Raw genomic sequence first — 26,048 nt, forward strand, 5'->3', positions numbered from 1 at the left:
ATGAAGATCGCAATCCTCGGCGCGGGCGCAATGGGCTCGCTGTTTGGCGGGCTGCTGGCCGAAGCCGACAAGCACGTCACGCTGCTCGACATCAACGACGCGCATTTGCACGCCATTGCTGCGCACGGTTTGCGGCTGGAAACCGATCGCGGCGATCGTCACGTGCGGAACCTGCAGGCGCTGCGTCCGGGCGATGCGACAGAGGTACCCGATGTGCTGATCGTCTTCACCAAAGCGATGCACACACGGGCCGCATGGGCGAGCGTGCGTCATCTCATCGGCGCCTCAACGCATGTCCTGACGCTGCAGAATGGGCTCGGCAATGTGGAGGCGCTGGCGTCGATCGTGCCACAGGAGCGCATCTTCGTTGGCGTGACGACGTGGCCAGCGGATCTTGCTGGGCCGGGCCACGTGCGCTCCCACGGCGCGGGCGTGATCCGGCTGATGACCGCAGACGGCACGCCGCGTCCGATGCTGGCACGCGTGGTCGATACGCTCAGCGCCGCCGGCCTGAACTGTCAGGCCGATGCCAACGTGTGGGGCGCCGTGTGGGAGAAAGTCGCCTTCAACGCCGCGCTGAACCCGCTGTGCACGGTGCTGAATCAGCCCGTCGACGCGCTGGGTGCGGTGGAAGACGGCCCAATGCTGGCGCTGACCATCGTGGACGAAGTGCTGGCCGTGGCACGCGCGAGCGGCATTACGGTTGACGCCGCGAAGGTGAACGACAACGTGCGGCACGCCATCGTCGCGCATCGCGGGCACAAGCCGTCGATGCTGCAGGACGTGCTTGCCGGGCGTCCGACCGAGATCGAATCCATCAACGGCGCCGTGGTGGCGACGGCACGCCGGCATGGCGTGCCCGTGCCGCACACCGAGACGTTGATGCAGTTGGTGCGGTTGGTGCAGGCGAGCGCCGTGCACCAGCGGGCGCCCTAGCAGGACGAGGTACCTAGGGATTCATTCGATGGCGCGCAGACGCCACCTCAACGGAGACAACCCCATGAAGTGCAGTTCCAAATTGTTGAGCGCAGTGGTGGTATCGCGTTGCGCGTTCGCATGCTCTACGCCCCCGCGGAGGCCGGCATGAGCCAGAACCAGACCACGCTCGATATCGGTACGGTCCTCGATGATGGACCGTTTTCCTTCGCGCAGAAGATGGCGGTGCTGCTGGCAGCCTTTGCAATCGTCATGGATGGTTTTGACGGCCAGTTGATCGGCTTTGCCATCCCCGTGCTCATCAAGGAGTGGGGCATCACGCGCAACGCGTTTGCACCGGCGGTGGCTGCGGGCCTGATTGGCATGGGGCTCGGCAGCGCGCTGGCGGGCCTGCTTGCCGATCGCTTCGGGCGACGCTGGGCGTTGATCGGCAGCGTATTCGTGTTTGGCGTGGCGACGTGCTCGATCGGTTTTGCACCGAATGTGGCGACAATTGCCGCGCTGCGATTTATCGCCGGTCTGGGTATTGGTGGCGCGCTGCCAAGCTCCACGACGATGACGGCGGAGTTCACGCCTGCGCGTCGCCGCACGCTGGCGGTGACGGCCACCATCGTGTGCGTGCCGCTGGGCGGGATGGTGGCAGGTCTGTTTGCGGGCCACGTGCTGCCGCTCTATGGCTGGCGCGGCCTGTTCTGGATTGGCGGTGCGCTGCCGCTCGTGCTTGGTTTTGTGTTGGTGGCCGCGCTGCCAGAATCGCCGCGCTTCCTGGCGCGTCGCCAATCGCATTGGCCACAACTGGCGCATCTGCTATCGAAGATGGGGCGCGATGTGCCCGCCAATACCGCGTTTGCGGATGTGGCGGGTCAGAAGGTCATTCAGCACGCGAGCTTCCGCTCGCTTTTTGCCCCGGGGCAGGCGCGCGATACGGTGGCGCTTTGGGCGGCCTTCTTCATGTGTCTGCTCGCCGTGTACGCAGCGTTCAGCTGGTTGCCGACGATGCTTGCTTCAGAAGGCTTGAGCGTGAGCGTGGCGGGCTCGGGGCTCACGGCGTACAACCTTGGCGGGGTGATCGGCGCGTTGGTCTGCGCGGTGACGATCGCACGGTGGGGTTCGCGTTGGCCAATGGCGCTGTGTTGCGTGGGCGCGGCCGCGAGCGCCTTTGCGTTGCAGGGTGTCGACGCCAAGCTGAACACGAACCTACTGATCGTCGGGCTTGGGCTGCACGGGCTGTTCGTCAACGCCGTGCAGTCGACGATGTATGCGCTCTGTGCCTATGTTTATCCGACAGCGGTGCGCGCAACGGGCACGGCGTCGGCGGTGGCGTTCGGTCGGCTGGGCGCGATTCTCAGCGCATTTGCTGGGGCGATGGTCATCACCGCCGGCGGGTCGGCGGCCTATCTGGCCATGCTCGGGATCGTGATGTTGGTGGTGTTGGCCGCGCTGCTCGCCATGCGCGAGCAAATTCCACGTCTGACCGAGCGTGCGCGAGCATCCTTGGCAGCCGCGCCGGTTTCGCACGGCAGCCCGGTCAAACCGTAACTGCCGGCGCCTGTGGGCAGCACTACATCAGGATGATGTCGTACTGCTCCTGGCTGGCCGCCGACGATTCCACCTGCAGCGAAATCGGCTTGCCGATGAAATCCCCCAGCATCGCAAGGTGCTGGCTTTCTTCTTCCAGGAACAAATCGATTACCGACTGCGACGCGAGGATGCGGAATTCGCGCGGATTGAACTGCCGCGACTCGCGCATGATCTCGCGCAGGATGTCGTAGCACACGGTGCGCGGCGTCTTCACCTGGCCCTTGCCCTGGCACACCGGGCACTGCTCGCACAGCACATGCGCGAGCGATTCGCGCGTGCGTTTGCGCGTCATTTCCACCAGGCCCAGTTGCGAGAAGCTGTTGACCGTGATGCGCGTGCGGTCGCGCGACAGCGCCTTGCGCAGTTCCGCCAGCACCGCATCGCGATGCTCGGCCGACTCCATGTCGATGAAGTCGATGATGATGATGCCGCCCAGATTGCGCAGCCGCAGCTGACGCGCAATGGTGTGGGCTGCTTCCAGGTTGGTCTTGAAGATCGTGTCGTCGAAGTTGCGCGCGCCCACGTAACCGCCGGTGTTGACGTCGATGGTCGTCATCGCCTCGGTCTGGTCGATCATCAGGTAACCGCCCGATTTCAGGTCGACCCGGCGCGACAGCGCACGCTCCACTTCCGCTTCGATGTTGTACAGGTCGAAGATCGGCCGTTCGCCGGTGTAATGCGTCAGGCGCTCGACCACGGCCGGCGTGTACTCCTGCGCAAACTCGACGAGCTTCTGATGGTTCTCGCGCGAATCGACCTGAATGCTGCGCGTTTCGTCTGTCACGAAATCGCGCAGCACGCGCTGGGCGAGGTTCAGGTCCTGATACAGGATCGACGGGGCGGGCAGGGTCGTCGCGTTGTGACGGATGGTCGCCCAGATCTTGCGCAAGTACGCAACGTCGTTAGCAAGCTCTTCGTCGGTCGACTCTTCGGCGATGGTGCGCACGATAAAGCCGCCGCGCTCATCGGTTGGGACCATGGCGGTCACGCGCGAACGCAGCGCTTCACGTTCGGCCTCGTTGCCGATTTTTTGCGAGATACCGATGTGCGGGTCTTGCGGCAGATACACCAGCGTGCGGCCGGCAATGCTGACCTGAGTGGACAGCCGCGCCCCTTTGGTGCCGATCGGGTCTTTGATGACCTGCACCATCAGCGCCTGGCCTTCGAAGAGCGTTTTTTCGATGGCGACCTGCGGTGTAGGCGGCGCGTCTTTGGCATCACGCGGGTGCCAGATGTCGGCCACGTGCAAGAACGCGGCGCGCTCCAGCCCGATATCGATAAAGGCCGACTGCATGCCGGGCAGCACGCGCACCACCTTGCCGAGGTAAATGTTGCCGACCAGGCCGCGCGTCAGCGTGCGCTCGATGTGAAGCTCTTGAACAGCGGCTTGCTGGACGATGGCCACGCGCGTTTCTTGTGGCGTGATATTGACGAGGATGTCTTCGGACATGGGGATACCTGGAGAGCGGGTTTCAGCACCCGCCTCTGGGCCGGACAGCGTTGCCCGAAGCGTGTCTTGAAACCGGCCCTCGCACGCTGTCCGGCGCGTGCATCAATGGCCGGTCAGAGAGCGCGAGTTACAGCGTGGTTCACAGCGTGATGCCCGCCTGTGCGAGCAGCGCTGCTGTCTCGAACAAGGGTAGGCCCATGATACCCGAATAGCTTCCCGAGATATGGGCCACAAAGGCGGCTGCGCGACCCTGGATGCCGTATGCGCCGGCCTTGCCAAAGGGCTCGCCGCTGGCGATGTAGCGGGCGATGTCGTTGTCCGTCATCACGGCAAAGCGCACGTCGGAAATGGACAGCGCGTGCATCGGCGTGCCGCTGGCGGTGACGACCGTCACGGCGGTCAGCACTCGGTGCTCGCGGCCAGACATGGCGCGCAGCATGCGGTGGGCATCGGCGGCGTCGGTCGGCTTGCCGAGGATCTCACCGCCCAGGCATACCGTGGTGTCGGATGTGAGGATCGGCAGGGCAGGGAGGGTGCGGGCGATGCGGCGGCGCACCGCAGCCTGTGCCTTCAACGCGCAGACACGTTGGACGTAGTCATCTGGCGTCTCGCCGGGAAGCGCGGCTTCCAGCGCTTCGACATCTTCATCGTCGGCGGCCAGCAGCAGCTCGAATCGCGCGCCGATCTGGCGCAGCAGTTCCTGCCGGCGCGGGCTTTGCGAGGCGAGATAGAGGTGTGGCGCGCCGGGTGCATCCATGGTCATACGCGGTGGTACGGGTGGTTCTGCGTGATGCTCCACGCGCGATAGAGCTGCTCGGCCAGCAGCACGCGCACCATGCCATGCGGCAGCGTCAGGCTCGACAGGCGGATCAGCGTACGGGCTTTTGCCTTGAGCGCCGGGTCCAGCCCATCCGCGCCGCCGATCACGAAGGCGATGTCGCCGCCTTCCTGTTGCCATCCGGTGAGGGATTCTGCCAGTGCGACGGTGGTGAGATCTTTGCCGCGCTCATCCAGCGCGATCATGCGGCAGCCCTTGGGCAACGCGGCTTCAATGCGCGCGGCTTCAAGTTGCATGACGGTGGCGGCGGTGCGGCTGCCCGAGCGCTGCTCGGGCTTGATCTCACGCAGTTCGATGCGCAGCTCGGGCGGCATGCGCTTGGCATATTCAGAGAAGCCGTCCTCGATCCAGGACGGCATCTTGTGCCCGACGGCAACGATCAGCAACTGCATGGCGAGACTGCGTGCTCGACGTTACGCTGCGCGCTTTTTGGCCGGAGCGCGCTTGGCTGCCGTCTTGGTGGCCGTTTTTGCGGCGGTCTTGCCGGTACCGGTTGCGCGCTTGGTTGCCGGCTTCTTGGCGGCTGTCTTGGCGGGAGCCTTCTTGGCCGGTGCTGCGGCCTTGGTCGGGCGCTCACCTGCCAGCTTCGGCTTGGTGGTGCGGCGTTTGGCCGGCGTGACCTCTTCAGGCTCGTCTTCCTCGTCGTCGTAACCTTCGGTGGCCTTGGGCAGACCGCGCTTGCCGGTGCCGCCGAGCTCGATGCGCACCGGCTTGTCGCCCCAGATCTCCTCGAGGTTGTAGTACTGGCGCAGTTGCGGCTGCATGATGTGGACCACGGCGTCGCCGCAGTCGACGAGCACCCATTCGCCCACGTCTTCGCCTTCCACGGCGATGACGTGGCCGCCGGCTTCCTTGACGGCGTCACGCACCGATGCGGCGAGGGCCTTAGTCTGGCGGTTAGATGTGCCGCTGGCGATGACCGTGCGGTCGAACAGTTCGGTCAGGTGGGTCGTATTGAAGACCTTGATGTCTTGCGCCTTGACGTCTTCGAGCGCGTCGACGATCACGCGTTGTAGTTTGCGAATATCCATACTGAGTGAGAAGAACGTTTAAAGGGCGAGAAAAAAGGTCGAAAAAGCGCGTGGTCAATCACGCGGTCAGGCACTGACCGTGCCATTGGCACGGCGGTACAGCGAATGCGATTGGATCAGGTCGGCCACGCCGGCGGGCAGGTCGGCGTCGCAGCGCGCGCCGCTGGCAAGCTGCTGGCGCAGGCGCGTGGATGACAGGTCGACGGCCAGGGTCTGGTCGATCCACATATGGCCGGCGGGTGCGCATTGTATCAATGCCGTGTCGCCCCGGCGCACATCGAGTTCGCGCTGCACTGGCGCATGCAGCGCCTGAAGGTCGAAACCGGGGCGTGTGGCGACACACAAGTGGACGTATTCGAACAGGTCCTGCCAGCCGTGCCAGGTGTCCAGGCCGACGAGCTGGTCGGCACCCATGAGCCACGCCATGGAGGTGTCCGGGCCGTAGACGCCGCGCAACTCGCGCACGGTATCGATGGTGTAGCTGGGGCCATGGCGGTCAACTTCCATGCTGCTCACATGGACACGGGCGCGGCCACCCTGCACCGCTTTGGCGGCCAGTTCGGTCATGGCAAAGCGCAGCGGTGCGGGCGTGATGTCGGAGGCTTTCTGCCAGGACACGCCGGTGGGAATCCACAGCAGCTCATCCAGGTCGAGGCGGGTGATGCACAGTTCGGCCAGGGCGATATGGCCAACGTGCGGCGGGTCGAACGTGCCGCCCAGCAAGCCAAGTCGATAGGGGCGATCGAGATCGGGGCGCACGAATGTGGGAAGCGTCATACCCAGTCGCGCGCCGGCAGGAAATCGGTGTACAGCGCGGCCTCCGGCGAACCCGGTTCCGGCTGCCAGTCGTAGCGCCAGTTGGCGACCGGCGGCATCGACATCAGAATCGATTCGGCACGGCCGCCGCTTTGCAGGCCGAACAGCGTGCCACGGTCAAATACCAGATTGAACTCGACATAGCGGCCACGGCGGTAGGCTTGAAAGGCGCGTTCGCGCTCACCGTAGGGTGTGGCGTGGCGTTGTTCGGCGATAGGCAGCCAGGCGGGCAGAAAGGCGTCGCCGACCGAGCGCATCATCTCGAAGCTGCGCTCGAAGCCCAGCTCCGCAAAGTCGTCGAAGAAGATGCCGCCGACGCCGCGCGCTTCCTTGCGGTGCTTCAGATAGAAATAATCGTCGCACCATTGCTTGAAGCGCGGGTACAGCTCATCGCCGTAGGGGGCCAGGGCGCCCTGGCAGGTGCGGTGGAAATGCGACGCGTCTTCGGTGAAACCGTAGTAAGGCGTGAGATCCATGCCGCCGCCGAACCACCAGACGGGCTCGGCGTCGGGGCGCACGGCGACGAAGCAGCGCACATTCATATGCACCGTCGGCACGTACGGGTTGCGCGGGTGGAAGACCAGCGACACCCCCATCGCCTCAAAACCGCGCCCCGCCAATTCTGGCCGGTTGGCGGTCGCCGAGGGGGGCAGGGTGTCACCCATCACGTGCGAAAAACCGACGCCGCCGCGCTCAAGGAGCGCGCCGCCTTCCAGAATGCGGGTGCGACCGCTGCCGCGCAGGCGCTCGGTGGGCGGCTTCTCCCATGCGTCGGTGACGAACGTGCCGCCGTCCAGGGCGCTGGCGGCAGTGGTGATGCGGTCCTGCAGGTCCAGCAGGTAGGCGCGGACGACTTGGGTATCCATGCGATCAGAAGGGGCCGCTCGAAGGGGCGAGTCAGGCCGAGTCATACGGTTGTCACCATTGTAGCGGGCGCGCAGCCGGGGCAAGTCGGGGATCACCCGGGGTGACGGATGCCGCGCCTGCCCCATGGTGGGGCATCAGCGCGGCTGGCTATCGCTCAATGGCGGATGGCGCGATGGCCGATATCGGTCCGGTACTGTGCGCCGTCAAAGTGGATCTGCTCGATGGCGTTGTACGCCGCACGCTGGGCCGCCTTGACGGTATCGGCCAGGCCAACGACGCACAGTACGCGGCCGCCGTTGGTCGTCAACACGCCGTCCTTGAGTGTGGTGCCGGCGTGGAAGGTGACGCTGTCTTCGGTTTCCTTCGGGATGCCGGTGATGACGTCGCCCTTGCGCGGCGTGTCCGGGTAGTTGTGTGCGGCCATGACCACGCCCAGTGCGGTGCGGCGGTCCCAGTCCAGCTCCATGCCGTCGAGCTTGCCGTCGATGGCGCGGTCCAGCACGTCGTACAGGTCGGTCTTCATGCGCGCCATTATGGGCTGCGTTTCCGGATCGCCCATGCGGCAGTTGAATTCGAGCGTCTTGGGGTTGCCTTCTGCGTCGATCATCAGGCCGGCATACAGGAAACCGGTGTACGGAATGCCATCCTTCTCCATGCCGCGGATGGTCGGCAGGATGATCTCGCGCAGGGCGCGGGCGTGCAGTGTGGGCGTAACCACCGGCGCGGGCGAGTAGGCACCCATGCCGCCCGTGTTGGGGCCGGCGTCACCGTCGAGCAGGCGCTTGTGGTCCTGGCTGGTGGCCAGTGCCACGACGTTCTTGCCGTCGCACACCACGATGAAGCTGGCTTCTTCGCCGGCGAGGAATTCTTCGATCACCACGCGCGCACCGGCGTCACCCAGACGGTTGTCGGCCAGCATCATGTCGATGGCGTTGTGCGCTTCTTCGGCCGTCATTGCCACGACCACACCCTTGCCGGCGGCCAGGCCATCGGCCTTGATGACGATCGGGGCGCCTTCCTGGTCAATGTACGCGTGTGCCTGCGCAGCATCGCTAAAGGTCTGGTACTTGGCGGTCGGAATACCGTGGCGGTGCATGAACGCCTTGGCGAAATCCTTCGACGATTCGAGCTGCGCGGCGGCCTTGGTCGGGCCGAAGATGCGCAGGCCCTTGGCGCGGAACAGGTCGACGATGCCGGCGGCCAGCGGCGCTTCTGGCCCGACCACCGTGAAGTGGATGCCTTCGCGCTCGGCAAAGGCTGCCAGCACTTCCGGATCCGTGATCGGGAGGTTCTGCAGGCGCTTGTCGAGCGCCGTGCCGCCGTTGCCGGGGGCCACGTATACCACCTGCACCTTGGGCGAGCGTGCCAGCTTCCATGCCAGGGCGTGCTCTCGACCGCCCGAACCGACCACCATCACTTTCATGCTGTACCTACTCAAAAATTCGAAATCTGGAAAACAAAAACGGCGATCGTGAGGTCGATCGCCGTTATGCGCGTGTCCCGGGGCTTATTCCCCGAAGACCGCGTTGGTGAAGACTTCCTGCACGTCGTCCAGGTTTTCCAGGACGTCGAGCAGCTTCTGCATCTTGACCGCGTCTTCGCCGGTGAACTCGACTTCGGTCTGCGGCTTCATGATGACTTCGGCCAGTTCCGCCTTGAAGCCTGCGGCTTCCAGCGCGGTCTTGACCTTGGTGAAATCGTTGGGCGGGCAGATGACTTCGAGCGAGCCGTCTTCATGGGTGACGACATCGTCGGCGCCGGCTTCGAGCGCGGCGTCCATCAGCTTGTCTTCCGGCGTGCCCGGAGCATAGATGAACTGACCGATGTGGTCGAACAGGAACGCGACGGAGCCCGATGTGCCCATGTTGCCGCCGTACTTGTCGAACCCGTGGCGGACTTCGGCCACGGTGCGCGTGCGGTTGTCGGTGAGGCAGTCGACGATCACGGCTGCGCCGTTGATACCGTAGCCTTCGTAGCGGATTTCTTCGTAGTTCGCGCCTTCCAGACCACCCACACCGCGCTGGATGGCGCGGTTGATGTTGTCCTTGGGCATGTTCGCGTCGGTGGCCTTGTCCATGGCCAGGCGCAGGCGCGGGTTGGAGTCGGCATCGCCGCCGCCCAGACGGGCCGCCACGGTGATTTCCTTGATCAGGCGCGTCCAAATTTTGCCGCGCTTGGCGTCGGCAGCGGCTTTCTTATGCTTGATATTGGCCCATTTGGAATGACCGGCCATGAAACTCTCCGAGCGGAATGCAGTGGAATCTGGCGCCCAGATGGCGGTTTGACGCCACCTGCACGCTCTATAATCGGTCGCGGATTTTAGCATGCTGCACACGCCCGCCGCCCCGTCCATCCGGTCGACTTGCTGGTGTGTCATCCCCCCAGATTGATCCTCGTCCAAACGCCATGACCGATCCCATCCTGATTGCCAAGAACGCCAAAGCGGAGTTGGTGCTGCTGCCCCAGCTCGCCAACCGGCATGGCTTGATCACCGGCGCTACCGGCACCGGCAAGACCGTCACCCTGCAAACGATCGCCCAGGGCCTGTCGAAGATCGGCGTACCGGTTTTCCTGGCCGACGTAAAAGGTGATCTGACCGGCATTTCGCAAGCCGGTCAGCCGAACGACAAGCTCAAGGCCCGCCTGCAGGAACGCGGCCTGGAAGAGCCGCAATGGGCCAGCTGCCCCGTCACGTTGTGGGATGTGTACGGCGAGCGTGGCCACCCTGTGCGCGCCACCGTGTCCGACATGGGCCCGCTGATGCTCTCTCGCATGCTGGAGCTGAACGACATCCAGACCGGCGTGCTGAACCTCGTCTTCAAGATTGCGGACGACTCGGGTCTTGCACTGCTCGACATGAAAGACCTGCGCGCGATGCTTCAGCACGTTGGCGAGCATTCTTCGGACTACACGAACAAGTACGGGAATATCTCGTCGGCCAGCATCGGGGCCATTCAGCGCAACCTGATCGCGCTGGAAGAGCAGGGGGCAGACCAGTTCTTCGGCGAGCCGATGCTCGATATCAATGACCTGATGCAGACCGTACGCGGCCAGGGCGTGATCAACATCCTGGCGGCCGACAAGCTGCTCAACGCGCCCAAGTTGTACGCGACGTTCCTGCTGTGGATGCTCTCCGAGTTGTTCGAGCATCTGCCCGAGGTGGGCGACGTGGACAAGCCCAAGCTCGCCTTCTTCTTCGACGAAGCACATCTGCTGTTCAATGACGCGCCGCCGTCGCTGCTGCAGAAGGTGGAGCAGGTGGTGCGGTTGATCCGCTCCAAGGGCGTGGGCGTGTACTTCGTGACGCAAAACCCCGCCGACGTGCCCGACACGGTGCTCGGCCAGCTCGGCAACCGCGTGCAGCATGCGCTGCGGGCCTTCACGCCGCGCGATCAGAAAGCCGTGAAGGCGGCGGCCACCACGATGCGCGCGAACCCCGAGTTCAGCATCGAAGAGGCCATCGGCGAACTGGCTGTGGGCGAGGCGCTGATCTCCATGCTGGACGAGGGCGGCCGCCCGGAGATCACGCAGCGCGCGTTTGTCGTGCCGCCTGCATCGCGCATCGGGCCGATCTCGGACGAAGAGCGCCGCGAGCTGATGGCCAATTCGCTGGTGGCCGGCCGCTATGAGGCGGCAATCGACCGCGAATCGGCGTACGAAATCCTGAGCGGGCGTATGGCAAAGGGCGGGCCAGCATCGGCGCCCGCACCGGGTTCCATCGGCACGGATTTCGGTGCATCGACGGGCTCGGCACCCGCACCGGCGCCTGCGCCCGCCCAGCAGGAAAGTGGCGGCTGGCTTGGCGATGTCGGCTCGATCCTGACCAAGGGTACGGGCCGCAGCGGCCGTGGCGATTCGATTGTCGAAACGTTGGCCAAGTCGACGATGCGCACCATCGGCTCCACTGTCGGGCGCGAAATCGTGCGCGGCGTGCTGGGCAGCATTCTGGGCGGGTCGAAGAAGCGCTGAGCGCATTCGACGCACCAAAGACAACAGCCGGCATTGCCGGCTGTTTTTGTTTGCACTGGGAATGCGCGATCAGTTTTTCGTGCCGAAGAGGCGGTCGCCCGCGTCACCCAGGCCGGGGATGATGTAGGCGTTGTCATCCAGGTGCGAATCGAGCGAGGCCACGAACAGCTTCACGTTCGGATGCGCCTTCTGGAACACCTCCACACCTTCGGGCGCCGCCACCAGCGCGAGGAACAGGATGTTCTCGTCGGGCACGCCGCGCTTCTTCATCACGTCGACAGCGTGGACGGCCGAGTAGCCGGTGGCGACCATCGGATCGCACAGGATGAAGGTGCGGTCTTCCAGGTCCGGCAGCCGCACGAGGTATTCCACCGGGCGGTGTTGCTCATCACGGTACACGCCAATGTGGCCGATGCGCGCCGACGGAATCAGTTCGACCAGCCCGTCGCTCATGCCGACGCCCGCGCGCAGCACCGGCACCACGGCCAGCTTGCGCCCGGCGATGACGGGCGCTTCCATCGGGCCCATTGGCGTGTCGATGTGGCGGCTGGTCAGCGGCAGGTTGCGCGTGATCTCGTAGCCCATCAGCAGCGTGATCTCGCGCAGGAGCTCGCGGAACGTGCGCGTCGACGTGTCCTTGTCGCGCATGTGCGTGAGCTTGTGCTGGATCAGCGGGTGATTGAGGATGAACAGGTTCGGAAAGCGCGGATCTTGTTTCATGGCGGCAAGGGATTCTCAGATGGGGCGCATTGTACCGGCGCGCCCCGTGCCGATTGTGGAGGCGCTCAACGGCGGCCGCGCATCAGGATCACATACACCACGGCCGAAATCGCCAGGCCAACGAACCATGCATACGTGTACAGCGCTTCGAACACGCCCGGGACGCTTGCGACGAACCCGGCCTGCTTGAAGAAGCCCGGCAGATTGGGCAGCACGCCGATGACGAGCGCGGCGATGGCGCGGCCGTTCCAGCCGTTTCCGTAACCGTAAGGGCCGTCCACGCGGAATAGCTCGCCGGTCTTGAGCACGGTGCGGCGCACCAGGAAGTAATCGACCATCATGATGCCGGCCACCGGGCCCAGCAGCGCGCCGTAACCGACCAGCCACGTGAAGATGTAGCCCTTGGTCGTTTCCAGGATCTTCCACGGCATCATCGCCAGGCCGATGCCCGCCGTGATGTAGCCGCCGATGCGGAACGAGATGCGGTGCGGTGCCAGGTTCGAGAAGTCATACGCCGGCGAGACCACGTTGGCTGCGATGTTCGTCATCAGCGTGGCGGTGATCAGCGCCAGCAGCGCGACGATGACCGACGGGCCCGTCATCTTGCCGGCCAGCGTGACCGGATCCCAGATGGCCTGGCCGTAGATGACCACCGTGGACGACGTGACCAGAACGGCCACCAGCGCCAGCAGCCCCATCGGCAGCGGCAGGCCGATTGCCTGGCCGACCAGCTGATCACGCTGGCTGCGTGCGAAGCGGGTGAAGTCGGGAATGTTCAGCGCCAGCGTGGCCCAGTAGCCGACCATGGCCGTGAGCGACGGCCAGAAGAAGCCCCAGAACTCGCCGGCGCGCTTGCCGCCCGCCGCAAACGCCGACGGCGCAGACAGCATGGGCCCGAAGCCGCCCGCATTGATATACGCCCACCAGACCAGGCCCAGCGCCGCCAGGATCAGCAACGGGGTGGCCAGCGCCTGGAAGCGCTTGATCGATTCGAGCCCCTTGGTGATCAGCCAGATGTGCAGCGCCCAGAACAGCAGGAAGCAGAATCCCTGGCCGGGGTTGATGCCCAGCCCCGGAATGTTGCTGCCGACCAGCATGTTGTCGGTGACGACGTTGAGGATCGTGTAGATCGCCTGGCTGCCAAGCCACGTCTGGATGCCGAACCAGCCGCATGCGACGATGGCCCGCAGGATGGCCGGCAACTGCGCGCCGCGCACGCCGAACGACGCCCGCACCAGCACAGGGAACGGGATGCCGTACTTGGTGCCAGCGTGGCCCACCAGCACCATCGGCACGAGCACGATGAGGTTGCCGAGAAACACCGTCAGCACGGCCTGCCACCAATTCATGCCCTCGCTCATCAGGCCCGACGCCAGCATGTAGGCTGGCACCGACACCACCATCGATACCCACAGCGCGGCGTAATTGGTCGCCGTCCAGGTGCGGGCAGCCTGCGGGGTGGGGTTGAGGTCTTCGTTCCAGAGGGTCGGGTCGGGTGCCCCGGCGGTGTCCGCAGGGAACGCGGAAGTGGTGGTTTGGCTCATGTCGATGTTGGATCCGTTGTCGTTGTAGATTTTCGGAATGCAGGCGCGATTGTACGGCGGCCCCGGGCGTATCCAAGCGAAACCTGTGCCACGCGCAGCGCACCCCGCGCCGGAACGTTTTGTTGAATTCCAATACAATCGACGACGCTCTCCAACGCCGCTCGCTTCTCTCCCGCGCCCCGCTGTGACCACCGCGTCTTCTGCGTCTTCCCGTTCCGCAAGAACCACCGACACCGGCGGCCTGCTGCTTGCCTCCGCGGGCGCCGTCCTGTTTTCCGCCAAGGCCATCGTCGCCAAGCTGATGTACCGCTATCAGGTGGATGCCGTCATGGTCATCACTCTGCGCATGCTGCTGGCCGCGCCGCTGTTCATGGCGATGGGGTGGTGGCAGTCGCGCGGGGCCGAGCCGCTCACCGTGCCAGACCGCTGGCGCATCGTCGGCTTGGGGCTCATCGGCTATTACCTCTCCAGCTTTCTCGACTTCCTCGGCCTGCAGTACATCACGGCAGGGCTGGAGCGGCTGATCCTGTTTCTGACGCCGTCGTTCGTGCTGCTGATTACATCGACGGTTTTCAAGCGGCGCATCACCGGCTTGCAGTGGGTGTCGCTGGCGCTGGCCTATGCCGGCATCGTGCTGGTGTTCGCGCACGACCTGAACCTGGGCGGTAACAACGTGTGGCTGGGCGGCGGGTTGGTGCTCGCCAGCGCCATCAGCTACGGTATCTATCTGCTGGCCAGCGGTGAGCTGGTCAAGCGTGTTGGGTCAATGCGGCTGGTTGCCTATGCGATGTGCGTGTCGACCGCGGCCTGTATCGTCCAGTTTCTGGTGTTGCGGCCGGTTTCAGCGTTGGTGCTGCCCTGGCAGGTATATGGGCTGTCGGCCATCAACTCGGTGTTCTGCACGGTGGCGCCGGTCACGATGACGATGATGGCGGTGGCGCGTGTGGGTGCGCCGGTGGCGTCGCAGGCGGGCATGATCGGGCCGGTGTCGACGCTGCTGTTGGGCTGGTGGCTGCTGGGCGAGCCGATCACGATTTGGCAGATTGCCGGCAGCGCGCTGGTGCTTTCCGGGATGGCGCTGCTGTCACGCCGTCGCGGCTGACGGGCGGCCAATCGAAATAACAATCACAAGGAGTCAGACAGGATGGACTTGGGGCTGAAAGGCAAGCGGGCGCTGGTGTGCGGCGCAAGCAAGGGATTGGGCTTTGCGTGTGCCGACGCGCTGGCCGCCGAAGGCGTGGACGTGGTGATCGTCGCGCGCGGTGCCGAAGCGTTGTCGGCAGCCGCCGAGCGCATCCGCACGGCGCACGGCGTGCGCGTCGAAGCGGTCGCCACCGACATCACCACGCCGGAAGGCCGCGCTGAGGCGCTACTCGCGTGCGAACGCCTGGGCGGCTCGCCCGACATCCTCATCAACAACGCAGGTGGCCCCCCGCCAGGCAACTTCCGCGATTGGGACCGCGACGCCTGGAATGCCGCGCTCAACGCCAACATGCTCACGCCCATCGACCTCATCAAAGCCACCGTCGACAAGATGATCGAGCGCCGCTGGGGCCGCATCGTCAACATCACCAGCGGTGCCGTGAAGGCGCCGATCGACGTGCTGGGTTTGTCCAACGGCGCGCGCTCCGGGCTGACGGGCTTCGTGGCGGGCCTGGCGCGTGAAGTCGCCAAGCACGGCGTGACCATCAACAATCTGCTGCCGGGCCAGTTCGAGACCGATCGCCTGACCAAGACGCTGGAAGCGGGCGCCAAGGCCGCCGGCATCAGCGCAGAAGAGAATTTCGACCGCAAGCGGCAGGGCAATCCGGCTCGACGCTTTGGCCAACCGGCCGAATTTGGCGCCGTGTGTGCCTTCCTGTGCAGCCAGCATGCTGGCTACCTGAATGCGCAAAACATCCTGCTGGATGGCGGCAGCTTCCCTGGCACCTTCTAAGCCAATCACGATGACCACTCTTACGCCCGAAAGCGCAGCCCGCAAACGCCGCGTCGCCCTGATCGCACACGATCACAAGAAAGACGACATGGTCGCTTTCGCACAAACGCACCGAGCCTTCCTGTCGCAATGCGATCTGCTGGCGACTGGCACCACCGGTGGCCGCCTGGAGAAAGAAGTCGGCCTGACCGTGCAGCGCATGCTGTCCGGCCCGTGGGGCGGCGACTTGCAGATTGGCGCGCAGTTGGCCGAAGGCCGCGTCGACGCCGTCATCTTCCTGCGCGACCCGATGACGCCGCAACCGCACGAACCCGATATCAACGCGCTCGTCCGCGCCTGCGACGTCCACAACATCCCTTGCGCCACCAACCTGGCCACCGCCGACCTGGTGATGTCTGCCCTGCAACGGGTGGCGCCCGATCCGAAGGAGATCCACGCATGACGCAAGCGAAAGCCATCCGCATCTTTGAGACCGGCGGTCCGGAAGTGATGCAGTACGTCGATGTCGACGTGCCCGCGCCCGGCCCCGGCGAGGCCACCATCAAGCAGCACGCCATCGGCCTGAACTACATCGACGTCTATTTCCGCACCGGGCTCTATCCGCAGCCGCTGCCGGGCGGCATCGGCATGGAAGCTTCGGGTGTCGTGGAAGCGGTGGGCGAGGGCGTCACGCACGTCAAGCCCGGCGACCGCGTCGCCTATGCCGGTCGCCCCACCGGCGCCTACGCTGCGGTGCGCACAATGCCGGCCGACATCCTCGTGCGCCTGCCGGATGCGATCGACTTTGAAACCGGCGCCGCGATGATGCTGCAGGGCATGACCGCGCAGTACCTGCTTCGCGACAGCTACCGCGTGCAGCCCGGCGATACGGTGCTGTTTCACGCAGCCGCTGGCGGTGTGGGTTTGATTGCGTGCCAGTGGCTGAAGGCGCTCGGCGCCACGGTGATTGGCACCGTCGGCAGCGATGCGAAGGCTGAACTTGCCCGCGCGCACGGCTGCGATCACACCATCGTCTACACGCGCGAGAACTTTACCGAACGCGTGCGCGAAATCACCGGCGGCAAGGGCGTGCCGGTGGTCTACGACGGCATTGGCAAAGACACGTTTACGGGTTCGCTGGATTGCCTCGCACCGCGCGGGATGATGGTGACCTACGGCAACGCATCGGGGCCTGTGCCACCGGTTGACCTCAGTGTGCTGAGCGCAAAAGGCTCGCTCAAGATCACGCGCCCGACGCTGATGACCTACACAGCGCGGCGCGAGCTGCTGGAACCGATGGCGGCAGAGTTGTTTGATGTAGTGAGCAGCGGCAAGGTGAAGATCGAAATTCACCAGCGCTACGAACTGCAGAACGCGGCGCAGGCGCACCGCGATCTGGAAGCGCGGAAGACGACCGGGTCGACGATCCTCTTGCCGTAAGGTGGGACGTTACCGCCCGGTGGGCTTCACACGCCGGGCGGCGGCAAAGCGCGCATCCTCGCGCACGCGGTCGGGCAGGCTGCGCAGCAGCATGTGCAACGCGAACGGTACCAGCACGATGTCGTCCACCCACCCGATCACCGGGATGACATCCGGAATCAGGTCGATTGGCGATACCACATAGCCCACCAGCAGCAGCGCAGCCGGGGCGAGCCACCACGGCTTGTCCGGATGGCGCAGCGCAAACCACAGCAGGCGCGCATCGTTGCGCACCACGCTCCACAGGCGGATGAGGCGTCCGAACATCGTGGGCTCCTTGATGAAAAGCCGGCGTCACATGAGAGCGTTTGACCGGCGGACCATCGTATCAGCTTGGGGAGACGGCCCGGTTTTCAAGATAAGGCGCCACCGTCCATGAAAAAAGCCGGCCCTCTTGCGAGGTGCCGGCTTTTGCCTCAACGAGTAGAACTTAGCCCGGAATCTTGCCTTCCACGCCTTCCACGTAGAACTTGATGCCATGCAGGAAGCCGTCGTCGGCGACCTTGTCGGCAGGCAGGACTTCCTTGCCGGTGTTGTCCTTGAGCGGACCCTTCCAGATCGGTGCCGAGCCGTCGATGATGCCCTTCTTGCGGGTCTCGACCAGCGCCTTCACGTCTTCCGGTACCACGGCGTTGTACGCGCCCAGATCGATTGCGCCTTCCTTCAGGCCCCACCAGACGGTTTCCGGCTTCCACTTGTTTTCAAGCACGTCGCCGACGACCTTGGTGTAGTACACGCCCCATTTGTTGATCGAGGCGGCCAGGTGGGCCTTCTCGCCGAACTTGGTCATGTCGCTGTCCCAGCCAAGCGCGTAGACACCTTTCTCTTGTGCAGTTTGTACGACTGCTGCGGAGTCGGTGTTCTGCATCAGCACGTCGACACCTTGCCCGATGAGGGTAGTGGCAGCCTCGCGCTCCTTGCCCGGATCGAACCACTTGTTGACCCACACCACGCGGGTGGTGGCCTTCGGGTTGACGCTACGCGCGCCCAGCGTGAACGAGTCGATATTGCGGATCACCTCAGGAATGGGCACCGAACCCACCACGCCCAGCTTGCCCGACTTGCTCATCTTGCCGGCCACCACGCCCGCCAGATACGCGCCTTCGTACGTGCGCACGTCGTACTGGCCGAGGTTGTCTGCGGTCTTGAAACCGGTGGCGTGCTCGAACTTCACGTCCGGGAATTCCTTGGCGACCTTGAGCATCGATTCCATGAAACCGAAGCTCGTGCCGAAGATGACCTTGTTGCCCTGGGTGGCCAGGTCGCGGAACACGCGCTCGGCGTCAGCAGCGCTCTCGGGCACGTTTTCGACAAAGCTGGTCTTCACCTTGTCGCCGAACTTCGCTTCAACTTCCTTGCGGCCGGCGTCGTGAGCGTATGTCCAGCCCGCATCGCCCACCGGGCCGACGTAGACGAACGCGACCTTCAGCGGCTCATTGGCCGGTGCCGGCGCGGCAGCGGCGGGGGCCGAGGAAGCGGCCGGCGCGGCGGTCTTGTCGCCTGCGCCTTCGTTGGATTTGCCGCAACCCCAGAGGGTCAGGGCAGCACCGGCGGCCAGGGCGGCCAGCGTGATCCTGCGGGTAACGTTCATCGATTTCTCCTGTTGTGTGGCTCGTTGACTGTGTTGAAGCTTGAAGCAAAAGACGGGAATGCAGAAGCCTTGGGCAGCAGTTTAGGCAGCCCCTGGGCGGAACGGCTTGCCGAGCGAAGCGGGCATGTTCAGGCGGATCCAATCCGGATTGCGCGAGATGATGGCCAGCACGACGATGGTTGCGGCAAACGGCGCCATCGACAGAATTTGCGACGGCACCGATACGCCCATCCCCTGCAGGTAGAACTGCAGGATCGTCACACCGCCGAACAGCAGCGCGCCGAACAGGATGCGCATGGGGCGCCAGGTTGCAAAGGTGGTCAGCGCGAGGGCAATCCAGCCGCGGCCGGCGACCATGTTTTCGACCCACATTGGCGTGTAGACGAGCGACAGGTATGCGCCGGCCAGCCCGCAGCATGCGCCGCCAAACAGCAGCGCGCCAAAGCGGATGGTGCGCACCGGGTAGCCGAGCGCGTGAGCCGACTCCGGTGATTCACCGATCGCGCGCAGCGTGAGCCCCGCGCGCGTCTTGAACAGGAACCAGGCAATCGCGCCGCACAGCAGCAGGCTGAAATAGACCATCCAGTGGTGCGCGAACAGGGCAGGGCCGACGAACGGAATCGACTCCAGCCCCGGAATGCCGTGCGCCTGCGCCGGCAGTGACATGCCGACAAAGCGCTGCCCCATGAAGGCGGACAGCCCGGTGCCGAAGATCGACAAGGCGAGGCCTGTTGCGACTTGGTTGGTGACGAGCACCAGCGCCAGCCACGCGAAGAGGGCTGCCATCACCATACCGGCAATCGCGCCGGCTGCAAAACCCAGCAGCGGAATCTGCGTCTGGTAACCGACCATGAACCCGACCACGGCGGCCACCAGCATCATCCCTTCGGCGCCGAGATTGAGCACGCCGGAGCGCTCGTTCATCAAGAGGCCCAGGGCGGCCAGCAACAGCGGGGTGCCGGCGTTGATCGACGCGGCGATCAGGGGAGCGAGACTTTCCATGTGTGAGGCCTGATCAGTGATGCGCGCGCCAGCGCAGGCGGTATTCGATGAGCGTGTCGCAGGCGAGCAGGAAGAACAGCAGCATGCCCTGGAACACTCCGGTAATGGCCGACGGCAGGCCCAGGCGCGATTGCGCAAGCTCGCCGCCGATATAGAACAGCGACATCACGATCGCGCCCAGCACGGTGCCAACCGGATTCAGCCGACCGACGAATGCCACCACGATGGCGGCAAAGCCGTAGCCCGGGGAAATGGACGGCAGCAGCTGCCCGATCGGGCCCGTGACCTCGAAGGCGCCGGCAATGCCTGCCAGGCCGCCCGACACCAGCAGCGCCGTCCACAGCGCCGCACGTGACGAGAAGCCCGCGTAGCGCGCCGCCTGCGGTGCCAGCCCACCCACTTGCAGCCGGTAACCCGCAAAGCTGCGGAACACGAACAACGTCATCGCCGCCGTCATCACCAGCATGAACAGAAAGCCGACGTGCAGACGCGTGCCGGCTACGAGCGTCGGCAGAACGAATGCGCTGTCGAACACGATCGACTGCGGGAAGTTCATGCCGTTCGGGTCCTTCAACGGCCCGTTGACCACGTACAGCAGCAGCAACTGCGCGATGTACGTGAGCATGAGCGAGACGAGGATCTCGTTGGCATGAAAGCGATCACGCAGCAGCGCAGTAATGGCGGCCCACAGTGCCCCGCCGATCAGGCCGGCAACGACGGCCAGCACCAGCGCAAAGCCGCCTGGGATGGCGGGCGTGGGCGTATCGAAGTAAATGATCGTGGCCGCCGCGAAGATGCCGCCGACGATGAGCTGCCCCTCCGCGCCGATGTTCCACACGTTGGCGCGATAGCACACCGACAAGCCGAGCGCGCACAGCACCAGCGGCACGGTCTTGAGCAGCACTTCACCAATCGCGCGTTTGCTGGCCAGCGGCTCGACGAGGAATACGCGCAGGCCCGCCACCGGGTCTTTGCCCAGCAACGCGAACAGCAGCAGGCCGAACACCATCGTCAGCACCAGCGCGATCAGCGGCGAGGCATAGGCCATGGTGCGCGACGGGATTGCGCGCAACTCCAGCGAAACCGGCAGCGCCAGGCGGCTGCCATGCATGACGTCAGCCATGGGCCGCCTCCGAGGTTGCTGCCGCCGAAGCCGCGGTCTTGTCCCACATGCCGCTCATCCAAAGGCCGATCTGTTCGCGGTCGGTGGCGTGCGTGGGGGTGGAAGGGGAGAGGCGCCCGTTGGCGATCACGTGCAGGCGATCGCACAGCGCAAAGAGTTCGTCGAGTTCTTCCGACACGATGAGGATGGCGCAGCCCCCGGCTTTGAGCGCGAGGATTTCGTTGTGGATCTGCGCCGCCGCGCCCACGTCCACGCCCCAGGTAGGTTGCGCGACGATGAGCACGCGCGGCGCGCATTCGATTTCGCGGCCGACGATGAATTTCTGCAGGTTGCCGCCCGATAGGCTTTTGGCCAGCGCATCGGGGCCTCCGGCCTTCACGCCAAAGCGGCTGATGATGCCGGTAGCCAGCTTGGCGGCAGCCTTCTTGTCGATGAGGCCGCCACGCACCTGCGGCGCACGCTGATGCGTCAGCAGCGTATTGGCGGCCAGCGACAGCGATGGCACGGCGCCGCGCCCCAGGCGCTCTTCCGGCACGAATGACAGCCCCCGCTTGCGGCGCGCACGCGGGTCCAGCTTGGCGACCGGCTCGTTGCCGATGCTGATGGTCTGTGCCGAGGCGCGGGTATCTTCGCCCGACAGGGCGGCCAGCAGTTCCTGCTGCCCGTTGCCCGAGACGCCCGCGATGCCGACGATCTCGCCGCTGCGCAATTGCAGGGCGATGTCACGCAGTTCCGTCGCAAAGGCGTGCGACTTGGGCAGCGACAGGCCGGCCACCTCCATGCGCACCTCGCCCGGTGTGGTCTGCGGGCGCAATTCGCGCGGCGGCTCGCCACCGATCATCATGCGAGACAGCGACGCCGCCGTTTCCTGGCGTGGGTCGCACACGCCCGTGACCTTGCCCATGCGCATCACCGTGGCGGCGTGGCACAGGGCTTGAATCTCGTCGAGCTTATGACTGATGTAGAGGATGCTCGTACCTTCTGCCGCCAACTGGCGCAGCGTCAGGAAGAGCTTCTCGACGGCCTGCGGCGTCAGCACCGAGGTCGGCTCGTCAAGAATCAGCAGGCGCGGCTTGGTGAGCAGTGCACGCACGATTTCCACGCGCTGGCGCTCGCCCACGGACAGCGTGTGCACATGGCGATGCGGCTCCAGCGGCAGGCCGTATTTCTCGACCGTGCTGCGCACCTGTTCGGCCACGTGGCGCAGGTCGGTGCCAGCGGGCAGGCCGAGCAGGATGTTCTCTGCCACCGTGAGCGTGTCGAACAACGAGAAGTGCTGGAACACCATGGCGATGCCCAGCGCGCGGGCCTGGTGCGGATTGGCGATCTCAACGCGCTGGCCGTCGAGCAGCATCTCGCCGGCGTCGGGCTGTACGGTGCCGAAGATGATCTTCATCAGCGTCGACTTGCCGGCGCCGTTTTCGCCCAGCACGGCATGGATCTCGCCCGGCGCGACAGTCAGGCTGACGCCGTCGTTGGCGACCACGCTCGGGTAGCGCTTGGTCATGCCCGTCAGCGACAGGCGTGGTGGGAGTGGTGTCACAACAGGTTGGCTCGTGGTTTCCGTGCCGCTCACCGTGCGGATGCGCAACGGAGGCGGTCTCTTTTTGGGTGTTGACGACACTTCACAACAGGTAACGCCGATGCAGGTTCGCGCCGACGCATCGCAGCAATCATCATGGTTGCGTGATGCTTGCCATCAACCACAAATTATATCGTCCGGCACCGCTCCAGACGGGGATTTCAGCCCGCTTGCGACTGCCTCGTACGAGGGGTGGCAGAGTGCAAATCCCGTGCCGGGCTCATCGGGCCCATTTGCGGGTTCCAGCTTGTCATGCCGACGTATGCAGGTTGCATGCGCAGCCCTCGGGTGGGGCGCACGAGCTGAGTTGCACCTGACCGGTGCGCGCCCGTGGGGCGCCACTTTGCGCTAAAGTCCTCGGTTTGCTTCGGCGCGGGCCGCACGTCAGCTGCCGCGTCCCGCTCTCCCTTCATGACTGCTCCCGCTCCCGCACGATCCCGCATGCCAGGCCCGATTCCAGGCTGGCTCCTGCTGCTTGGCGCGCTCACGGCCATCGGCCCGCTGTCGGTCGACATGTACCTGCCGAGCCTGCCGACCATCGCGCGCGATCTGAATACGTCGTCGGCTGCGGCGGGGCTGACGCTGACCGTCTTCCTGATCAGCCTGGCGATCGGCCAGCTTATCTACGGCCCGGCCAGCGATCGGTTTGGCCGCAAGCCGCCGCTCTATATCGGTCTGGCGATGTACGTGGCGGCATCCATTGGCTGCGCATTTGCCAAGGACGCCACGATGCTGGCTGTGCTGCGCGGCGTGCAGGGTTTTGGCGGCTGCGCGGGCATGGTCATCGCACGCGCTGCCGTGCGTGATCGCATGGACCCGGCCGGCGCCGCGCAGGCGTATTCCACGCTGATGCTGGTGATGGGGGTGGCGCCCATCCTCGCGCCGATGATTGGCGGCGCGGTGCTGCAGTTCGCAACGTGGCGGGTCATCTTTGCCTTGCTGACGGCGTTTGGGGTGCTGTCGCTGGTGGCCGTGCACTACCTGATGCGCGAGTCGCTGGCGCCCGAGCAGGCGCGCAAGCTGGCAGTCAGCCATGTGCTGCGGGACTACTGGGAGCTGCTGCGCGATCACCACTACGCCGCCTATATGTGGTGCGGCGCGGTGTTTCTGTCAGGCATGTTTGCGTACATCACCGTGTCGTCGTTCGTGCTGATCGACGGTTATGGGCTGACGCCCTCGCACTATGCGTGGGTGTTTGGCAGCAACGCGGCGGGGATGATCGCAGCATCGCGCGTGAATGTGCGGCTGGTGCGCAAGTACTCGCCGGCGCGCGTGCTGCGCCGGGCGCTGTGGGTGCCGGTTATCACCAGCGTGCTGGCTGCTGCCGCCGCCGCGGCGGGTTATACGCCGCTGCCGCTCGTGCTGGCAGCGCTGTTCTGCTACATCGCGTCGATCGGCTGCATCTCGCCCAACACCGGCGCCCTGGCAATGGCGGGGCAGGGCGCGCGTGCGGGTACGGGCTCGGCGCTTATGGGCGCCATGCAATTCGGCCTCGGCATGGTGACGGGTACGGTGGTCGCCGCCATTGGCCAGACCGCGCTGCCGCTGCTGGGCATGATGGCGGTGTGCGCCGTTGCCGCCCTGGTTCTGGGCCTGCGCATCACGCGCGAAGAGCCCAGCGCCTGATTTTCGCGCTTCCCGCTGTTCCTTAACGCCTCTTGTTCCAGGGGCGTCTTCCTCTTTTCATGTGACTCGGGCATAACATGCCCGTCACGCTGACCGTGTCCGGCACCTATGATGAGTGCAGCCGGACCGCGTTCCGCCGCGAGTTGGCCCTGAGTGACTAAGGGTTACTTCTTATACAGAATTTATCGACAATTTATTAACGTATCGCTTTCGTTTTCAATCGCGCATCGTTTTGCTGGGATCTTCCCGCCAACGGTGCACACGAGACGGGGGTCAAGTTGCAGTGCACGATTCACCGGCTGGGAGAACTGGCGCTGTTGTGCGAAGTGCCGCCACCGGCCACCCTGACTTGTCAGCAGCGCATCTGGGCGATGGCTTCGCGCGCGTCCAACTGGACGGGCGTGGTCGACGTGGTGCCCGGCATGAACAACCTCACGCTCGTGTTCGGCCCAATGGCCGATGCGCAGCGATTGGCCACCCAACTGCGCGAAGCCTGGGAAGAAAGCCAGGCGCTGGTGGCTGACGGCAAACTCGTCGACATCGAAGTCGCGTATGGCGGTGACGAAGGTCCCGACCTGCGCGAAGTGGCCAGGCACACTGGCCTGAGCACGGCCGAAGTCGTGCGTCGTCACACCGCGCCCGAATACATCGTCTATTTCCTGGGCTTCCAGCCCGGCTTTGCCTACATGGGCGGGCTCGACAAGTCGCTCGCCACGCCGCGCCGCGCCGAGCCGCGCATGGCCGTGCCGGCCGGCTCGGTGGGCATCGGCGGTGAGCAGACGGGCATCTACCCGGCCGCATCCCCCGGTGGCTGGCAACTGCTGGGCCGTACAGACGCGGCGCTCTTCATGCCGCAGCGCAATCCCCCCACGCTGCTCTCGCCTGGAGACCGCATCCGTTTTGTTGCCTCGAAGGTGCGCGCATGAGTTCGAAACCCCAACCCATGATCGAGATCGTGCGGGCCGGCGTGCTGGCCACCGTGCAAGACCTGGGCCGCACCGGCTATCGCCGCTTTGGCGTATGCACGTCGGGCGCGCTCGATCCGCTATCGCTGTATGTGGGCAACCGCCTGGTCGGCAACCGGAGCGATGCGGCGGGCATCGAGTTCACGCTGGGCAACGCCACGCTGCGCTTCCACGCCAATGGCCTGATCGCGCTGACGGGTGCGGATTGCCGCGCCACGCTTGACGGCGCACCGGTGCATGCATGGCGCGCCATTCCCGTGCAGCGCGGTCAGACGCTGACCTTGCGTGTGGCACAGGGCGGCGTGCGTGCGTATCTCTGCGTGGCCGGCGGCATTGATGTGCCAGAGATGATGGGCTCGCGCAGCACCGATCTGAAAGCCGGATTCGGCGGCCTTGAAGGGCGCCCGCTGAAGGACGGCGACAGGCTGCCCGTGCTGCCCGCTGATACGACGTATGCCCCCGACATCAGCGGCGATACCGTTGCCGTGAAGGCAGCCCGCTGGACATTCGACCGCGCGCAGAAGGACACGCCCGTCATGCGCGTGTTGCCGGGTCCCGAATACGACGATTTCGTTGCCGATGCGCAAGCCGCGTTCTGGGAATCAGACTGGACGCTCACGCCCAACAGCAACCGCATGGGCTTTCGCCTGCAAGGGCCGGAACTCAAGCGCAAGAAGCAGCGCAGCGGCGATCTGCTCTCGCACGGCGTGGTGCCGGGCGTGATCCAGGTGCCGCCGTCTGGCCAGCCCATTGTGCTGATGGCCGATGCGCAAACCACGGGCGGCTATCCGAAGATCGGCTCCGTCATCCTGGCCGACCAATGGCGGCTGGCGCAGATTCCGCTTGGCACGCGCGTGCGCTTCGAGCGCGTGACGCTGGAGCAGGCCGAAGCCGCCCGCGCCGACGTGGCACGGTATCTGCAGCAAATTGAAACCGCGCTGGATTGGCAGCGCCAGGGCATTCTGTCGAGCGCGCACCGCACCGCCAAGACGCGACTGAACGCCTGATGCACC

General features: G+C 65.2%; 25 protein-coding genes. 10 read left to right on the forward strand and 15 right to left on the reverse strand.

The window, feature by feature from the left end; translation table 11 throughout:
• Together ACTJK4_RS08660 and ACTJK4_RS08665 are read left to right on the forward strand one after the other, a co-directional pair.
• Complete coding sequence (locus ACTJK4_RS08660; RefSeq protein ID WP_440817503.1) at positions 1–936, forward strand: ketopantoate reductase family protein; 936 nt, start codon at positions 1–3, stop codon at positions 934–936.
• Positions 937–1,083: 147 nt separating this feature from the next.
• Entirely contained in the window at positions 1,084–2,475 is a 1,392-nt protein-coding gene (locus tag ACTJK4_RS08665) for an MFS transporter (protein WP_440817506.1), read from the forward strand.
• A gap of 22 nt (positions 2,476–2,497) precedes the next feature.
• On the opposite strand, the gene rng is transcribed toward ACTJK4_RS08665, so the two are convergent.
• The 8 genes from rng to ACTJK4_RS08705 all read right to left on the reverse strand — a co-directional run bounded on the left by rng (position 2,498) and on the right by ACTJK4_RS08705 (position 9,752).
• Positions 2,498–3,967, reverse strand: coding sequence for a ribonuclease G (gene rng, locus ACTJK4_RS08670; RefSeq protein ID WP_232040599.1), 1,470 nt, complete (start codon positions 3,965–3,967; stop codon positions 2,498–2,500).
• Positions 3,968–4,106: 139 nt separating this feature from the next.
• Positions 4,107–4,730, reverse strand: a complete 624-nt coding sequence (locus tag ACTJK4_RS08675; RefSeq protein ID WP_322017321.1) for a Maf family protein — start codon at positions 4,728–4,730, stop codon at positions 4,107–4,109.
• On the reverse strand, positions 4,727–5,197 hold the full coding sequence (gene rlmH, locus ACTJK4_RS08680) for a 23S rRNA (pseudouridine(1915)-N(3))-methyltransferase RlmH (protein ID WP_027680941.1): 471 nt from the start codon (positions 5,195–5,197) through the stop codon (positions 4,727–4,729). Before rlmH ends, ACTJK4_RS08675 begins: the two co-directional genes overlap by 4 nt.
• Before the next feature lie 21 nt (positions 5,198–5,218).
• Positions 5,219–5,836: a ribosome silencing factor gene (gene rsfS, locus ACTJK4_RS08685; protein WP_414560845.1), complete on the reverse strand. Its 618-nt coding sequence runs from the start codon at positions 5,834–5,836 to the stop codon at positions 5,219–5,221.
• Between the two features lie 66 nt (positions 5,837–5,902).
• Entirely contained in the window at positions 5,903–6,613 is a 711-nt protein-coding gene (locus ACTJK4_RS08690; RefSeq protein ID WP_322017319.1) for a nicotinate-nucleotide adenylyltransferase, read from the reverse strand.
• Complete coding sequence (gene hemF, locus ACTJK4_RS08695; RefSeq protein WP_232040595.1) at positions 6,610–7,518, reverse strand: oxygen-dependent coproporphyrinogen oxidase; 909 nt, start codon at positions 7,516–7,518, stop codon at positions 6,610–6,612. Before hemF ends, ACTJK4_RS08690 begins: the two co-directional genes overlap by 4 nt.
• Positions 7,519–7,673: 155 nt before the next feature.
• The gene (purD, locus tag ACTJK4_RS08700) at positions 7,674–8,942 is read right to left on the reverse strand and encodes a phosphoribosylamine--glycine ligase (RefSeq protein ID WP_316878949.1); all 1,269 of its coding nucleotides are present in this window, start codon (positions 8,940–8,942) and stop codon (positions 7,674–7,676) included.
• A gap of 84 nt (positions 8,943–9,026) precedes the next feature.
• Positions 9,027–9,752 (reverse strand): YebC/PmpR family DNA-binding transcriptional regulator, encoded by a 726-nt coding sequence (locus ACTJK4_RS08705; protein WP_440817511.1) that lies wholly within the window; start codon positions 9,750–9,752, stop codon positions 9,027–9,029.
• 173 nt (positions 9,753–9,925) lie between these two features.
• On the opposite strand from ACTJK4_RS08705, the gene ACTJK4_RS08710 reads away from it, so the two are divergent.
• A complete protein-coding gene (locus ACTJK4_RS08710; protein ID WP_440817513.1) occupies positions 9,926–11,488 on the forward strand; it encodes a helicase HerA-like C-terminal domain-containing protein in 1,563 nt (520 codons plus the stop codon).
• Between the two features lie 69 nt (positions 11,489–11,557).
• Here the strand turns inward: ACTJK4_RS08710 and upp are convergent, their stop codons facing one another.
• On the reverse strand, positions 11,558–12,208 hold the full coding sequence (gene upp, locus ACTJK4_RS08715; RefSeq protein ID WP_232040591.1) for a uracil phosphoribosyltransferase: 651 nt from the start codon (positions 12,206–12,208) through the stop codon (positions 11,558–11,560).
• Between the two features lie 65 nt (positions 12,209–12,273).
• Positions 12,274–13,752 carry an NCS1 family nucleobase:cation symporter-1 gene (locus tag ACTJK4_RS08720; protein WP_440076085.1) on the reverse strand — a complete coding sequence of 493 codons (1,479 nt, stop codon included), beginning with the start codon at positions 13,750–13,752 and terminating at the stop codon, positions 12,274–12,276.
• Between the two features lie 184 nt (positions 13,753–13,936).
• Between ACTJK4_RS08720 and ACTJK4_RS08725 the strand changes: the two genes are divergently transcribed.
• The 4 genes from ACTJK4_RS08725 to ACTJK4_RS08740 are packed head-to-tail and all read left to right on the forward strand — an operon-like array spanning position 13,937 to position 17,107.
• Entirely contained in the window at positions 13,937–14,854 is a 918-nt protein-coding gene (locus ACTJK4_RS08725; RefSeq protein WP_316869896.1) for a DMT family transporter, read from the forward strand.
• A gap of 42 nt (positions 14,855–14,896) precedes the next feature.
• Positions 14,897–15,688: an SDR family oxidoreductase gene (locus ACTJK4_RS08730; protein ID WP_147214644.1), complete on the forward strand. Its 792-nt coding sequence runs from the start codon at positions 14,897–14,899 to the stop codon at positions 15,686–15,688.
• Between the two features lie 10 nt (positions 15,689–15,698).
• Entirely contained in the window at positions 15,699–16,130 is a 432-nt protein-coding gene (locus tag ACTJK4_RS08735) for a methylglyoxal synthase (protein ID WP_232040588.1), read from the forward strand.
• Complete coding sequence (locus ACTJK4_RS08740; RefSeq protein WP_316869894.1) at positions 16,127–17,107, forward strand: quinone oxidoreductase family protein; 981 nt, start codon at positions 16,127–16,129, stop codon at positions 17,105–17,107. The genes ACTJK4_RS08735 and ACTJK4_RS08740 overlap by 4 nt, the downstream gene beginning before the upstream one ends.
• Before the next feature lie 9 nt (positions 17,108–17,116).
• Here the strand turns inward: ACTJK4_RS08740 and ACTJK4_RS08745 are convergent, their stop codons facing one another.
• The 5 genes from ACTJK4_RS08745 to ACTJK4_RS08765 form a co-directional block, all read right to left on the reverse strand.
• Positions 17,117–17,413 carry a YkvA family protein gene (locus tag ACTJK4_RS08745; protein WP_232040586.1) on the reverse strand — a complete coding sequence of 99 codons (297 nt, stop codon included), beginning with the start codon at positions 17,411–17,413 and terminating at the stop codon, positions 17,117–17,119.
• Positions 17,414–17,576: 163 nt separating this feature from the next.
• Positions 17,577–18,737 carry a BMP family ABC transporter substrate-binding protein gene (locus ACTJK4_RS08750; RefSeq protein WP_232040585.1) on the reverse strand — a complete coding sequence of 387 codons (1,161 nt, stop codon included), beginning with the start codon at positions 18,735–18,737 and terminating at the stop codon, positions 17,577–17,579.
• An 81-nt stretch (positions 18,738–18,818) separates the two neighbouring features.
• Entirely contained in the window at positions 18,819–19,739 is a 921-nt protein-coding gene (locus tag ACTJK4_RS08755) for an ABC transporter permease (RefSeq protein WP_024975208.1), read from the reverse strand.
• A gap of 13 nt (positions 19,740–19,752) precedes the next feature.
• On the reverse strand, positions 19,753–20,862 hold the full coding sequence (locus ACTJK4_RS08760) for an ABC transporter permease (protein ID WP_316654959.1): 1,110 nt from the start codon (positions 20,860–20,862) through the stop codon (positions 19,753–19,755).
• Positions 20,855–22,369 (reverse strand): ABC transporter ATP-binding protein, encoded by a 1,515-nt coding sequence (locus ACTJK4_RS08765; RefSeq protein ID WP_440817622.1) that lies wholly within the window; start codon positions 22,367–22,369, stop codon positions 20,855–20,857. Before ACTJK4_RS08765 ends, ACTJK4_RS08760 begins: the two co-directional genes overlap by 8 nt.
• Before the next feature lie 486 nt (positions 22,370–22,855).
• On the opposite strand from ACTJK4_RS08765, the gene ACTJK4_RS08770 reads away from it, so the two are divergent.
• From ACTJK4_RS08770 to ACTJK4_RS08780, 3 genes are all read left to right on the forward strand, one after another.
• Complete coding sequence (locus ACTJK4_RS08770) at positions 22,856–24,070, forward strand: multidrug effflux MFS transporter (RefSeq protein ID WP_045206106.1); 1,215 nt, start codon at positions 22,856–22,858, stop codon at positions 24,068–24,070.
• Between the two features lie 278 nt (positions 24,071–24,348).
• Positions 24,349–24,996, forward strand: coding sequence for a 5-oxoprolinase subunit PxpB (pxpB, locus tag ACTJK4_RS08775; RefSeq protein ID WP_322017310.1), 648 nt, complete (start codon positions 24,349–24,351; stop codon positions 24,994–24,996).
• The gene (locus ACTJK4_RS08780) at positions 24,993–26,042 is read left to right on the forward strand and encodes a biotin-dependent carboxyltransferase family protein (protein WP_316670750.1); all 1,050 of its coding nucleotides are present in this window, start codon (positions 24,993–24,995) and stop codon (positions 26,040–26,042) included. The genes pxpB and ACTJK4_RS08780 overlap by 4 nt, the downstream gene beginning before the upstream one ends.
• The last annotated feature ends 6 nt before the right edge of the window (positions 26,043–26,048 follow it).

The organism is Ralstonia sp. 22111, assembly GCF_052045895.1.
In the GTDB taxonomy this organism is placed as follows: domain Bacteria; phylum Pseudomonadota; class Gammaproteobacteria; order Burkholderiales; family Burkholderiaceae; genus Ralstonia; species Ralstonia wenshanensis.